The 13,779-nt window shown below is 73.0% G+C and carries 11 protein-coding genes; 9 read left to right on the forward strand and 2 right to left on the reverse strand.

The window, feature by feature from the left end:
* Positions 1-188 precede the first annotated feature (188 nt).
* The 6 genes from ABZ646_RS24795 to ABZ646_RS24820 are packed head-to-tail and all read left to right on the forward strand — an operon-like array spanning position 189 to position 5,788.
* Entirely contained in the window at positions 189-1,340 is a 1,152-nt protein-coding gene (locus ABZ646_RS24795) for an FAD-binding oxidoreductase (protein ID WP_360522840.1), read from the forward strand.
* The gene (locus ABZ646_RS24800; protein WP_360522843.1) at positions 1,337-1,636 is read left to right on the forward strand and encodes a (2Fe-2S)-binding protein; all 300 of its coding nucleotides are present in this window, start codon (positions 1,337-1,339) and stop codon (positions 1,634-1,636) included. Before ABZ646_RS24795 ends, ABZ646_RS24800 begins: the two co-directional genes overlap by 4 nt.
* The gene (locus tag ABZ646_RS24805; RefSeq protein WP_360522870.1) at positions 1,629-3,056 is read left to right on the forward strand and encodes an NAD(P)/FAD-dependent oxidoreductase; all 1,428 of its coding nucleotides are present in this window, start codon (positions 1,629-1,631) and stop codon (positions 3,054-3,056) included. Before ABZ646_RS24800 ends, ABZ646_RS24805 begins: the two co-directional genes overlap by 8 nt.
* A 45-nt stretch (positions 3,057-3,101) precedes the next feature.
* Positions 3,102-4,001, forward strand: a complete 900-nt coding sequence (locus ABZ646_RS24810) for a dihydrodipicolinate synthase family protein (RefSeq protein WP_360522846.1) — start codon at positions 3,102-3,104, stop codon at positions 3,999-4,001.
* 49 nt (positions 4,002-4,050) lie between these two features.
* Positions 4,051-5,052 carry a proline racemase family protein gene (locus ABZ646_RS24815; protein ID WP_360522849.1) on the forward strand — a complete coding sequence of 334 codons (1,002 nt, stop codon included), beginning with the start codon at positions 4,051-4,053 and terminating at the stop codon, positions 5,050-5,052.
* A gap of 31 nt (positions 5,053-5,083) precedes the next feature.
* Positions 5,084-5,788, forward strand: coding sequence for a GntR family transcriptional regulator (locus ABZ646_RS24820; RefSeq protein WP_360522852.1), 705 nt, complete (start codon positions 5,084-5,086; stop codon positions 5,786-5,788).
* Positions 5,789-5,802: 14 nt separating this feature from the next.
* Here the strand turns inward: ABZ646_RS24820 and ABZ646_RS24825 are convergent, their stop codons facing one another.
* Together ABZ646_RS24825 and ABZ646_RS24830 are read right to left on the reverse strand one after the other, a co-directional pair.
* On the reverse strand, positions 5,803-8,106 hold the full coding sequence (locus ABZ646_RS24825) for an MFS transporter (protein WP_360522855.1): 2,304 nt from the start codon (positions 8,104-8,106) through the stop codon (positions 5,803-5,805).
* A gap of 143 nt (positions 8,107-8,249) precedes the next feature.
* Positions 8,250-9,272 (reverse strand): LacI family DNA-binding transcriptional regulator, encoded by a 1,023-nt coding sequence (locus ABZ646_RS24830; protein ID WP_360522858.1) that lies wholly within the window; start codon positions 9,270-9,272, stop codon positions 8,250-8,252.
* Between the two features lie 289 nt (positions 9,273-9,561).
* Between ABZ646_RS24830 and ABZ646_RS24835 the strand changes: the two genes are divergently transcribed.
* From ABZ646_RS24835 to ABZ646_RS24845, 3 genes are read left to right on the forward strand one after another with little or no spacing between them, the layout of a single operon-like run.
* Entirely contained in the window at positions 9,562-11,490 is a 1,929-nt protein-coding gene (locus ABZ646_RS24835; protein ID WP_360522861.1) for a beta-L-arabinofuranosidase domain-containing protein, read from the forward strand.
* Between the two features lie 32 nt (positions 11,491-11,522).
* On the forward strand, positions 11,523-12,761 hold the full coding sequence (locus ABZ646_RS24840) for an extracellular solute-binding protein (protein ID WP_360522864.1): 1,239 nt from the start codon (positions 11,523-11,525) through the stop codon (positions 12,759-12,761).
* 7 nt (positions 12,762-12,768) lie between these two features.
* A complete protein-coding gene (locus ABZ646_RS24845; protein WP_360522867.1) occupies positions 12,769-13,728 on the forward strand; it encodes a sugar ABC transporter permease in 960 nt (319 codons plus the stop codon).
* Positions 13,729-13,779: the final 51 nt, after the last annotated feature.

The raw sequence follows: 13,779 nt of genomic DNA on the forward strand, positions 1-13,779 counted from the left end.
GGCGCACGTCACGGTGGACGAGCCCTGGCGGCACGCGATCGTCGACGCACTCGTACGCCGCACAGTGGGCCGCGTCCTGGGCGGAGAGACCTGCCACCCGGGAGCGCCATCCAGGGGAACACCCGGTCGTACGGCGACTCGGAGTCGGGGGTGTTCCCCGAGACCGTGCAATGTGACATATTACTGGTGTGAGCATGCGACTGACCTGCGATGTCGTGGTCGTCGGGGCCGGCATGGTGGGCGCGGCCTGCGCGCTGTACGCGTCCCGGGCGGGGCTGGACGTGGTCGTGGTGGACCGCGGTCCGGTGGCCGGCGGCACGACGGGGGCCGGTGAGGGCAACCTGCTCGTCTCCGACAAGGAACCGGGACCCGAGCTCGAACTCGCCCTGCTGTCCGGCCGGTTGTGGGCCGACCTGGCCGCCGATCTGGGCGACCGGATCGAGTACGAGGCCAAGGGCGGGGTGGTCGTGGCCGCGTCGCCCGCGGAACTGACCGCGCTGGAGCTGCTCGCGGCCGGACAACGAGCCGCCGGGGTACGGGCCGAGCCGGTCGGCGCCGACCGGCTCCACGACCTGGAACCGTACCTGGCACCCGGCCTGGCGGGTGCGGTGCACTACCCGCAGGACGCCCAGGTGATGCCGACGCTGGCCGCCGCGCACCTGCTCCGGGCCTCGGGCGCCCGGCTGTTGGCGGGCCGGACCGTGACCGGGGTGCTGCGCGGCGCCGACGGCATCGTGGCCGGAGTCCGCACCGACCGCGGCGACCTGCACGCCCCGGCCGTGGTGAACGCGGCCGGGACCTGGGGCGGCGAGCTGGCCGCGCTCGCCGGTGCCCACCTGCCCGTCCTGCCCCGGCGCGGTTTCGTGCTGGTCACCGAGCCGCTGCCGCGCCGGGTGCGGCACAAGGTGTACGCCGCCGCCTATGTGGCGGACGTGGCCAGCGACTCCGCCGCCCTGGGGATCTCGCCGGTCGTCGAGGGCACCGCGGCCGGGCCGGTCCTGATCGGGGCGAGCCGGGAACGCGTCGGCTTCGACCGGTCGTTCGCCCTTCCGGTGCTCCGGGCGCTGGCGTCGGCCGCCACCGGGCTGTTCCCCTTCCTGTCCGAAGTCCGTGCCATGCGCGGCTACCTGGGCTTCCGCCCGTACCTGCCGGACCATCTGCCCGCCATCGGTCCCGACCCCCGTGCCCCGGGCCTCCTCCACGCCTGCGGACACGAGGGTGCCGGCATCGGACTCGCCACCGGCACCGGGCAGTTGATCGCCCAGGTACTGAGCGGCACGTCTCCCGCGCTGGACCTGGCCCCGTTCCGTCCCGAGCGTTTCGCCGAGGAGGCCGTGTGAACCCCCTGAAGCTGGTGCGGGCCCGGCCGGGCCCCGCCTTCACCGTCACCTTCGACGGCCGGGAGATCGAGGCGCTGCCCGGCCAGACGGTCGCGGCGGCGCTCTGGGCGGCCGGTGTCACGTCCTGGCGGTCCACCCGCGGCGCGGGCCGGCCTCGGGGCGTCTTCTGCGGGATCGGGGTCTGCTTCGACTGCCTGGTCGTCGTCAACGACCGCCCCAACCAACGGGCTTGTCTGATGCCGTTGCGTCCGGGCGACGTGATCCGCACCCAGCAGGGCACCGGACATGATGACTGAGCGCCGGCACCTCGCCGTGATCGGGGCGGGGCCGGCCGGTCTCGCCGCCACCCTGGCCGCCGCCCGGCACGGTCTGCGCGTCACCCTGGTCGACGCGGCACCCGAGGCGGGCGGCCAGTTCCACCGGCAGCCCGCCGCCGGGCTCGGGGCCCGCCGTCCGCAGGCGCTGCACCACCAGTGGCGCGGATGGCAGCGCCTGCGCGAGGGTCTCGACCGGTACCTCGCGGCCGGACAGGTGACCCATCTCCGGGAGCACCACGTGTGGTTCGTGGAGCGGCGGCAGCAGGGCTTCACGGTCCACGCGCTCCTCGGCCCGGCGCAGGAACGGCCCGTCGAGGTGCGCGTGGACGCGGTGCTGCTCGCCACCGGCGGCCACGAGCAGGTGCTGCCCTTCCCCGGCTGGACGCTCCCCGGGGTCGTCACGGCCGGCGGTGCACAGGCCATGCTCAAGGGCGGCCTGGTGCTGCCCGGCCGTACCGTCGTCGTCGCCGGCACCGGGCCGCTGCTGCTGCCCGTCGCGACCGGGCTCGCGGCGGCGGGCGCCCGGGTGGCGGCGCTCGTGGAGTCCGCGGACCCGCGGGCCTTGTTGCGACGGCCCGCGGCCCTGACCGCCCAGCCGGCGAAACTCGCCGAAGCCGCCCGGTACGCGGCCGAGTTGCTACGGCACCGGGTCCGCGCCCTGGTCCGCGCCACCGTGGTCGAAGCACACGGCGACGAGCGGCTGACGGCCGTGACCGTCGCGGCGCTGGACACCGAGGGCCGGGTACGGCCGGGCACCCGGCGGCGCATCGACTGCGACACCCTGGCCGTCGGGCACGGCATGCTGCCGGGCACCGATCTGGCCCAGGGCCTCGGCTGCCGCGTCGACGGCGTCGCCGTGCACGTGGACGACGAACAGCGCACCGACGTGCCCGGGGTGTGGGCGGCGGGCGAGGCGACCGGCATCGGCGGCGCGGCCCTCGCCCTCGCCGAGGGCGACATCGCGGGACGGTCGGCCGCCGCACGGCTGTCGGGTGCGGTGCCCGACCCCCGCGGCTGGGCCGGGGCCGCCCGGAGCAGGGCGGGACTGCGCAGGTTCGCGGCGGTGCTGGACGAGGTCTACGCACCGCCCGCGCCCTGGGCCGAACTGGTCACGGACGACACGGTGGTGTGCCGTTGCGAGGAGGTCACCGGCGGCGCGGTCCGGCGGGCCGTGACCGAGTTGGGCGCCGGGGACGTACGGACCGTCAAGTTGCTCACGCGGGCCGGGATGGGCTGGTGCCAGGGCCGGATGTGCGGGACGGCGGTCGCCGGGCTCGCCCGGTGCCCGCAGACGGCGGCACGCGGACCGTTCGCGCGGCCGGTGCCGCTCGGCGTGCTCGCGCGGGCCGGTCAGGACGACGAACAGCAGGACGAACAGCAAGGCGAACAGCAAGGCTGACAGCACGACATGAAGTGATCCGTCCCCTTCCACCGGAGGAGCCCGATGACCCCCACCCCGCGGACCCGCCCCTGGCACGGTGTCCTCGTCGCCACCGCCCTCCCCTTCCGCGACGACCTCTCCGTCGACCACGAGCGCTACGCGGAGCACTGCGCCTGGCTGGTCGGCAACGGCTGCGACGGTGTCGTACCGAACGGCTCGCTCGGCGAGTACCAGGTGCTCACCCCCGAGGAGCGCGCGCAGGTCGTGGCGACCGCCGTGGCCGCGGTCGGCGGGGCGCGGGTCGTGCCCGGGGTCGCCGCCTACGGCTCCGCCGAGGCCCGCCGCTGGGCGGAGCAGGCCCGGGACGCCGGCTGCCACGCCGTGATGCTGCTGCCGCCCAACGCCTACCGGGCCGACGAGCGTTCGGTCCTCGCGCACTACGCGGAGGTCGCGAAGGCCGGCCTGCCGGTCGTGGCGTACAACAACCCCGTCGACACCAAGGTCGACCTCGTCCCGGAGCTCCTCGCCGTGCTGCACGGCGAGGGGTACATCCACGCCGTCAAGGAGTTCTCCGGTGACGTCAGGCGCGCCTGGCGGCTCGCGGAACTCGCCCCGGAACTGGACCTGCTGGTCGGCGCCGACGACGTCCTGCTGGAACTGGCGGTCGCGGGGGCCAAGGGCTGGGTGGCCGGCTATCCCAACGCGCTGCCGACGGCGACGGTGGAGCTGTACCGGGCAGCGGTGCGCGGGGACCTGGACACGGCCAAGCGACTGTACGAGCAGCTGCATCCGCTGCTGCGCTGGGATTCCCGGGTCGAGTTCGTACAGGCCATCAAGTTGTCGATGGACATCGTCGGCCGACACGGCGGTGCCTGCCGCCCGCCGCGCGTGCCGCTGCTGCCCGAACAGGAGGCCGTCGTCCGCGCGGCCACCGAGAAGGCCGTGGCGGCCGGGCTTTCGTAAGCCCCCCTCGAAGCGGCCCGTAGCGTCCGGAGCGACCACCAGGAGCGTCATGCGCAGCACACTCGTCCTGCACGCCGTCGACTCGCACACCGAGGGCATGCCCACCCGCGTGATCACCGGCGGGATCGGGACCATTCCCGGTGCGACCATGAACGAGCGGCGGCTGTATTTCCGCGAACACCGCGACGACGTCAAGCAGTTGCTGATGAACGAGCCGCGCGGGCACTCGGCGATGAGCGGGGCGATCCTGCAGCCGCCCACCCGGCCCGACTGCGACTGGGGCGTGGTCTACATCGAGGTCTCCGGCTATCTGCCGATGTGCGGGCACGGCACCATCGGGGTGGCGACCGTGCTCGTGGAGACCGGGATGGTGGAGGTGGTCGAGCCGGTCACCACCATCCGGCTCGACACCCCGGCCGGCCTCGTCGTCGCGGAGGTGGCGGTGGCGGACGGCGCGGCGACGAACGTCACCCTGAGGAACGTGCCGTCCTTCGCCGTCGGACTGGACCGCAGGATCACCCTCCCGGACGGGCGGACGGTGACCTACGACCTCGCCTACGGCGGGAACTTCTACGCCATCCTCCCGCTGGACGAGTTCGGCCTGCCCTTCGACCGGGCCCGCAAGGACGACATCCTGGCCGCCGGGCTTTCGCTGATGGCGGCGATCAACGCGGAGGCGGAACCGGTGCACCCCGAGGACCCGTCGATCCGCGGCTGCCATCACGTCCACCTGACCGCCCCCGGGGCCACGGGCCGCCGCTCCCGGCACGCGATGGCCATCCACCCGGGCTGGTTCGACCGTTCCCCCTGCGGCACCGGCACCAGCGCACGCATGGCCCAGTTGCACGCGCGCGGCGAACTCCCCCTGGACACCGAGTTCGTGAACGAGTCCTTCATCGGCACCCGGTTCACCGGCCGGCTCCTCGGCACGACCGAGGTCGCCGGCATCCCCGCCGTCCTGCCCAGCTTCACCGGCCGCGCCTGGATCACCGGCACCGCGCAGTACCTGCTGGACCCGACCGACCCGTTCCCGGCCGGCTTCGTACTCTGACGTCCTCCGTACCGCCACCAGGAGTTCCACCATGGCCGACCGGCCCAGCAGCTCTGCCGCCCCCGCCCCCGCCCTCCCCTCCCTGGGCGGCCGGCGGCCCAACTACCGGGAACGGGCCGTGGACGTCCTGCGCGCCGCGCTGATCGCCGGTGAACTGCGGCCAGGCGAGGTGTACTCGGCGCCGGGCCTCGCCCCGCGGCTGGGCGTCTCGGCGACCCCGGTGCGGGAGGCCATGCTGGAGCTGGTGAAGGAGGGCATGGTCGAGATCGTCCCCAACAAGGGCTTCCGGGTCACCGCCGTCTCCGAGACACAGCTGGACGAGTACACCCACGTCCGGTCCCTGATCGAGATCCCGACGACCGCGGGCCTGGCGGCCACCGCGGACCCCGCCGACCTGGAGGCGCTGCGCCCGGTCGCCCGGGAGATCGTCGCCTCGGCCCTGAAGGGGGACCTGATCGCCTATGTCGAGGCCGACCTGACGTTCCACCTGGGGCTGCTGGCCCTGGCGGGCAACGACCATCTGGTGGAGGTCGTACGGGACCTGCGGCGCCGCTCGCGGCTGTTCGGCCTGACGGCACTGGTGCGGGCCGGCCGGCTGACCGCCTCCGCCGAGGAGCACCTGGAACTCCTCGACGCCCTGCTGGCCCGCGACGAGCAGGCCGTACGCGAGGTGATGACCCGTCACCTCGGCCACGTCCGCGGGCTGTGGGCGGCCCGGCAGCCCACGGACGACTGACCACGGCCGCCGAATCAGGCGCCGGGGTGGGCGAGTTCGATGTCGTGGTCCTGGAGGTCGCGGCCGCCGACGCGCACCGTGCTGGCCTGTGGCGGGTAGCCGGTGGCGATGACCGTGTACGGGCCGGTGTCCAGGTCGCGGAAGGCGTACGCGCCGTCGTCCCCGGTGGTGGTCGTGGCGACGACGTTGCCGACGGCGTCGACCAGTGTGACCCGGGCGTCGCCCAGCGGCCCGACCGCTGCGCGCACCGTGCCGCACAGCTGGGCGCCGGGCCGCAACTCGATCTCGATCCGGGTGGGTCCGGTCCCGGACAGCTCGACCGGCAGCGCGAGCGGCCGGTGCTCGGGCGAGCTGACCGCGACGGTCGCGGTGCCCGGTGCCAGGTCGCCGACCGCGAACTCGCCGAGCCCGTCGGTCCGCTGGGTGGCGAGGACGTCGCCGCGCACGTCGGTCACGACCACCACGGCTCCGGCGACCGGCGCCCCGCTGTCCGCGGCCCGCACCGACCCGGCCAGCCCGCCGGTGCCGGTGAGCAGCACGTCGTACGCGACCGGTTCGGCGCTCACCACCAGGGTGGCGGCCTGCGGCCGGCAGCCCTCGGCGGAGGCGATCAGGACGTATGTCCCCTCGCCGGGCGCCGCGACGCGGTAGCCGCCCTCGTGGTCCGCCACGGTGCGGCCCAGCTGGCGCCCGCCGAGGGAGACGAGCGTGACGGCGGCGTGGCCGACGCCCGTTCCGTCGGCGCCGCGCACCCGTCCGTGCACCGGGACGCCGTCGTCGGTGCCGGGCGGGACAGGCACCGGTGCGACGGGCTCGGCGGCCGCGTCCGCCGCGGCGGTGGGCCCGGCCGAGGCGGCAGCCTGCCCGGCCACCGCGGTCGCCGTCTCGGCAGCGGCGGCGGCCTGCCTGCGGCGCGGGATGAACACGGCCACGAGCAGCGCCAGGACGGCCGCGCCCGAGCCCACCGCCATGACCACCTTGAAGCCGTTCTCGGAGGGCACGGAGACACCGCCGAAGCGGGTGGTCAGCTGCGCCAGGATCACCCCGGCGACGGCGCTCGCGGTCGAGGTGCCGATGGACCGCATCAGGGTGTTGAGACTGTTCGCGGCGGCCGTCTCGTGCGGGTCGACGGCGCCCATGATGAGCGCGGGCATCGCGCCGTAGGCGAAGCCGATGCCCGCACCGACGATGCAGGAGACGAGCACCAGCTGCCAGACGGCGTCCATCAGCACGATGTTGAGCCCGTACCCGGCGGCGACGACGACCGCGCCGCAGATCAGGGTGATCTTCGGGCCGAAGTTCTTCGAGACGAGGGCCGACAGCGGGGCCGTCGCCATCATCACCAGGCCGGTCGGGGCCATCACCAGGCCGGCGTCGAGGAGCGACTTGCCCAGACCGTAGCCGGTCGCCTCAGGCAACTGCAGGAGCTGGGGAAGCACCAGGGACATCGCGAACATCGAGAACCCGAAGGCGACCGAGGCGAGGTTGGTGACCAGTACCTGACGGCGGGCGGTGGTGCGCAGGTCGACCAGGGGCTCCCCGGTGCGCAGTTCGTACCGGCCCCAGCCGAGCAGGACCAGCACCGCCGCGGCGAACAGCCCGAGCGTGGTGCCGCTGCCCCAGCCCCAGTCGGCGCCCTTGGCGATGCCGAGCAGCAGACAGACCAGACCGGCCGCCATGCCGAGGGCACCGGGCAGGTCGAACCGGCCGCCGGTGCGCACCCTGGACTCCGGCACCAGGGTCAGCACGAGCAGCGCGGCGACGACCCCCAGCGCGGCCGAGGTCCAGAACAGGACGTGCCAGTCGAAGTGGTCGGCGATCAGCGCGGCTGCGGGCAGGCCGAGGGCGCCGCCGACTCCGAGGGAGGCGCTCATCAACGCGGTGGCGGAGCCGAGCCGTTCGGCGGGGAGTTCGTCGCGCATGATGCTGATGCCGAGCGGGATCACCCCGGAGGCCAGGCCCTGGAGGGCACGGCCGACGATCATGGGTACGAGGGAGTCGCTCAGCGCGGCCGTGACCGAACCGGCGACCAGCATGACGAGGCTGGTGAGCAGCATCAGCCGCTTGCCGTACATGTCGCCGAGCCGTCCCATCACGGGGGTGGCCACGGCGGCGGCGAGCAGGGTGGCGGTGACGGCCCAGGCGGCGTTGGACGGCGAGGCGTCGAGCAGCTTCGGCAGCTCGGGGACGATCGGGATCACCAGGGTCTGCATCAGCGAGACCACGATCCCGCCGAAGGCCAGCACCGCGACTACGACGTTCGTCCGCGGCGCGGCGGACTCCCCTGCCTCCACCGGCCGGGGCTGTGCATGGGTCATGGTCGAGCCTCCGTAGGGCCACTCGGTTCCGCGCGACCCTCCCGAAGGTAAGTCAATTGATTGACTTACTCAAGTACAGTCGGACAACGTGCCGAGGATGTGAAGGTCCCGCGCCCGGGACCACGCACCCGGGACCTCCGGCCTCAGCTGGACTCACGGACCACCAACCGGCACGGCACCGTGTGCACGCCCGGCTCCGGTTCGGCGTCGATGGCCTGGAGCAGCCGCAGCGCGGCGATCCGGCCGATCTCGGCCAGGTTCATGTCGACGGTGGTCAGCGGCGGACGGCAGGCGAGCGCCATGGTGTCCCAGTTGTCGTATCCCACGACGGCGATGTCCCCCGGCACGTCCTTGCCGCGCTCGCGCAGCGCGTCCGCGACCCCCCGGGCGATCTGGTCGTTCCCGCAGAAGACGGCGTCCACGTCGGGCGCCGTGCGCAGCACCGCGTCGGCGGCCCGCCGCCCCCAGGCCTCGCTCCACTCCCCGAAGTGCACACGCCCTGAGGCCAGTCGAAGACCGGACCCGGCCAGGTGCTCCAGGGCGTGCCGGGCGCGGTCACGGGCGGCCTGGTGGTGCTCGGGGCCGGTGACATGGGCGATCCGGGTCCGGCCGGTGGCGAGCAGGTGCTCCACGGCGAGGCGGGCGCCGCCGCGGTCGTCGGTGACGACGGAGGTGTCCTCGGGGTCCGTGGACGGCGAGAGCGCGTAGACGACCGGGATCGCCGGGTCGATGCCGGTCAGGGGTGGCCGGGGGTCGGTACGGCGACCGGCGACGATGACGCCGTCCACCCGCCGGTCGGTGAGGTTGCGCAGGTGGTGCTGCTCGCGGATGGCGTCACCGCGGGTGTCGCACAGCAGCACCGAGATCTTGCCGGCGCCGAGCGCGTCCTCGGCACCCAGCAGCACCGGGGTGCTGAAGCGCCCGATGCCGTCCGTCGTCATCAGGCCGACGGTCCAACTGCGGCCGCTGTGCAGGCTCTGCGCGTGCTGGTTGGGCCGGAACCCGAGCGCCTCCACCGCGTCCAGCACCCGCTGCCGGGTCTCCGGGCGCATCCGGCCCGCGCCGTTCAGCGCCTTGGAGGCCGTGCCCACGCTGACACCGGCGAGGGCGGCGACATCGGCGAGCCTGGCCCGGCCGGTGGGCGGGGAGTCGGGAGCAGAGGTCACGGGCAAACCTTTTCCTAGACGTTTTCTCACTCGTGCCGACGAACTGACGACGACAGAGTCGCCCATATGCTCGCAGCCGCCCACGGCAAGCACCAGTCTTCCAGGGCAATCTGAAAAAACCCTGCCGGGCATCTTGACCACCCCCTCCGACTGCCCTGTACTTCTCGGCGAGAAAACGGTTGCGCAATGTGGTCCAACGCCGCACTACGCCCCACGCACCGGACGGCGTTCGACATGTCGAAAGGCCCGCCCGCGCCCCGGCCCCGGTCCCTCCCCACCTCGGAGAGTCATGCCCCGCACCCGCACCGCCCCGTCCGCCCCCGTCGGCCCCATCCGTCTGACGCCGGGCGCCCGCACCGCGCTGCGTCCGGCGGCCGTCGTCATCGACGGCGGCTTCTGGCACGACCGGCGCGCGGTGAACGCCCGGGTCTCCCTTCCCCAGGGTCCGGACCTGCTGGAGTCCGCGGGAAACCTGCACAACCTGCGGCTGGCGGCCGGCCGGGCCGAGGGCGAGTTCCAGGGCGCCTACCCGTTCGTCGACACCGACGTCTACAAGTGGCTGGAGGCCGCTGCCTGGCAGCTCGCCCAGGGCGCCGACGAGCCGCTGGCGGCCGAAGTCGAACGGATCATCGCCCTGGTGGCCGCGGCCCAGCAGCCCGACGGGTATCTCAACACCTGGTTCCAGCTGGTCAAGGGCGGAGCGCGGTACGAGGACCTGCGCTGGGGCCACGAGCTGTACTGCGCGGGCCACCTGATCCAGGCGGCCGTGGCGCACCACCGCGCCACCGGTCGCCCGGAACTCCTCGGCGTGGCACGGCGGTTCGCCGACCACATCGACTCGGTGTTCGGCCTCCCGGGCAGCGGCAGGCCCATCGACGGCGTCGACGGCCACCCGGAGGTGGAGACCGCCCTGGTGGAGCTGTACCGGGAGACCGGCGAACGCCGCTACCTCGACCTGGCCGGCTACTTCGTGGACCGGCACGGCCACGGACTGCTCGGCGGCGCCGCCTACTGCCAGGACCGCGTCCCGCTGCGCCAGGCGACGAACGTCGAGGGCCACGCCGTACGGCAGTTGTACCTGCTGGCGGCAGCCGCGGACCTGGCGGCCGAGACCGGTGACGACGAACTCAGGTCGGCCGGCGAGCGGTTGTGGCAAGCCATGACCGCCACCAAGACGCACCTCACCGGTGGCCTGGGCGCCCACCACGACCAGGAGGACTTCGGCGACCCGTACGAACTCCCCAACGAGCGCGCCTACTGCGAGACCTGTGCGGCGATCGCCTCGGTGCAGTGGAGCTGGCGGCTGGCCCTGCTCACCGGCGAGGCCCGCTACTCCGACCTGATCGAACGCACCCTCTTCAACGGGTTCCTCGCCGGCGTCTCGCTGGACGGCGAGCAGTGGCTGTACGTCAACCCGCTCCAGGTCCGTGACGGCCACACCGACACCGGCGGCGACCAGTCGGCCCGCCGCACCCGCTGGTTCCGCTGCGCCTGCTGCCCGCCCAACGTGATGCGGCTGCTGGCGAGCCTGGAGCACTACCTGGCATCCGGCGACGAACACGGCCTGCAGATCCACCAGTTCGTCACCGGGACGTACACGACCGAACAGGTCCGGGTACGCGCCGAGACCGACTACCCCTGGCACGGCACGGTCGCGTTCACCGTCGAGGAGACCCCCGCCGACGGCCCCTGGACGCTCTCGCTGCGCATTCCGCAGTGGTGCCGCGAGTTCCGGGTGCGCTGCGGTTCCGACTCCTACGACCGGTCCGACGCCCCCGTCGAGAACGGCTGGTTGCGGCTCACCCGCGACTGGACGCCGGGCGACCGGGTCGTCCTCGAACTCGGTCTCGAACCCCGGCTCACCGCCGCCGACCCGCGCGTGGACGCGGTGCGCGGCTGTGTGGCGATCGAGCGCGGGCCGCTGGTGCACTGCCTGGAGCAGGCCGACCACCCCGGCGGCGGACTGGACGACATCGTCCTCGACCCGTCCCGGCCGCTCGCCGTGAAGCACCGTCCGGACCTGCTCGGCGGTGTCACCACCGTGGTCGCCGCGGGCCGCCGGCGGCGTGTCCCGGACCGCGGCTGGTGGCCGTACGCCGCCGTGACCGGCACGGAGTCCGAAACCGACGGCGAGCCGGTCGAGTTGACCGCGGTCCCCTACCACGTCTGGGCCAACCGCGAGGACGGCAGCATGCGCGTCTGGCTCCCCACCTCCTGAAACACCCCGTCCTACGACAACGAGGTCACCCCGTGATACCCACCCGCCGTACCCTCCTGGCCGTCGCCGTGGCCACCCTGCTCCCCCTCACCGCCTGCGGTGGCGGTTCCGGCTCCTCGGGGTCGTCGCCCTCGGCCGGCGGCACGTACACCTTCTGGGACCCGTACCCGCAGTTCGACGCCTCCTCCGACTGGGGCAAGCAGGTCGCCGCGTGCGGCACCGCGGCCGGGGTGAAGCTCAAGCGGACCGCGTACGACACCACCGACCTGGGCAACAAGGCGCTGCTGGCGGCGCAGCAGGGCAACGCACCGGACGTGATGCTGGTCGACAACCCGGTCGTCTCCACGCTGGTGGAGGCCGGGATCCTCACCAAGACCAGCGACCTCGGACTCGACACCACGTCGATCCAGAAGAACATCATCGGCGCCGGCACCCTCGACGGTGCCTCCTACGGCGTCCCGATCGGCGCCAACACCCTCGCCCTCTACTACAACAAGAAGGTGCTCTCCGCCGCCGGCGTCGACCCGGCCTCGGTCAAGGACTGGGCGTCGCTGACGGCCGCGCTGAAGAAGGTCAAGGCGGCCGGGAAGAAGGGCATCACCTTCTCCGCCATCAGCACGGAGGAGGGCAGCTTCCAGTTCCTGCCCTGGTTCTGGGGAGCGGGCGGCGACCTGACGAAGCTGGACTCCGCCCAGGGGGCCGCGGCGCTGACGCTGTGGAAGCAGTGGGTGGACGCGGGGTACGCCCCCAAGGACGTGCTGCAGAACACCCAGACCACCAGCTGGCAGGAGTTCGCCACCGGGGACTACGCGTTCAGCGAGAACGGCACCTGGCAGCTCGGCAACGCCGACAAGGCCGGATTCCCGTACGGGGTCGTCAACATCCCCGGCCAGAACGGCGGTTCGGCGCCGGTGCCGACGGGCGGCGAGTTCGTCACCGTACCCGTGCAGAAGGACACCTCGCGCTACGGCATCAGCAAGAAGATCGTCACCTGTCTCACCAGCCCCACCAACCTGCTGGCCACCGACACCACGCTCATGTACGTGGCACCCACCGCCGCCGTACAGGCCGCACAGGTCAAGAAGAACGCGGAGTTGAAGCCGTGGGTGGCGGCGGTCGGGGCGGCCCGGGGCCGGACCAGCGGCGGTCTCGGCACCAAGTACCCGACGATCTCGCAGCCGATGTGGACCGCCGTACAGGCGGCGCTGTCCGGCAGCAAGAGCCCGCAGGACGCCCTGGCCACGGCCCAGTCGAGCGCGCGGAAGGGCTAGGACCGGCATGACCATCGCCCGGGTCGACCGGCCGCGGCGGGCACCGGCCGCCGCGGCCGGGACCGGTGACACCGGCGCCCGCTCCGTGCGGCGCAGGCGGCGGCTGACCGCACTCGCCTTCGTGACGCCTCTGCTCGCCTACCTCGCCGCCTTCTACGTCTATCCGCTCTACCGCAACCTCGACCTGAGCCTGCGCGACTACACCGTCCGCTCCTTCGTGGCCGGTGACGCGCCCTTCTCCGGGTGGGACAACTTCCGTACCGTCCTGGACGATCCGACGTTCGGACCGGCGATGCGGCACACCCTGGTCTTCACCTTCGTGTCGATCGCCTTCCAGTACGCCAGCGGCCTCGCCCTGGCGGTCTTCTTCAACCGGCACTTCAGGCTGTCGACCGTACTGCGGGCGCTGTTCCTGATCCCCTGGCTGCTGCCGCTGATCGTGTCGGCGTCGACCTGGTCGTGGATGTTCAACAGCGAGTCAGGAGTGGTGAACTACTTCCTGCACTTCGTCGGGATCGATCCGGTCGGCTGGCTGACCTCGCCGGACTGGGCGCTGACGGCGGTGATCGTCGCCAACATCTGGATCGGCATCCCCTTCAACCTGGTCATCCTCTACAGCGGACTGCAGAACATCCCCGGCGAGCTGTACGAGGCGGCGGCCCTGGACGGGGCGGGCGCCTGGCAGCAGTTCCGGCGGATCACCTTCCCACTGCTGCGCCCGGTGTCGGCGATCACCCTGCTGCTCGGGCTGGTCTACACCCTCAAGGTGTTCGACCTGATCTGGATCATGACCAAGGGCGGTCCGGGCGACGCCTCCTCGACCCTGGCCACCTGGTCGTACCAGCTGGGCTTCGGCACGCTGCTGCCGAAGTTCGGGCCCGGCGCCGCCGTCGGCGACATCCTGATCCTCATCGCGCTCGTCTTCGGGCTCCTGTACATCCGCGTCCAGAGGAGGCAGGAAGCGTGAAGTCCCGCGGTTACACCCTGCTCAGCCATCCCGGCAGCCCCACCCTCGCTC

This window comes from Streptomyces sp. NPDC007162 (assembly GCF_040634175.1).
Classification (GTDB): Bacteria; Actinomycetota; Actinomycetes; order Streptomycetales; family Streptomycetaceae; genus Streptomyces.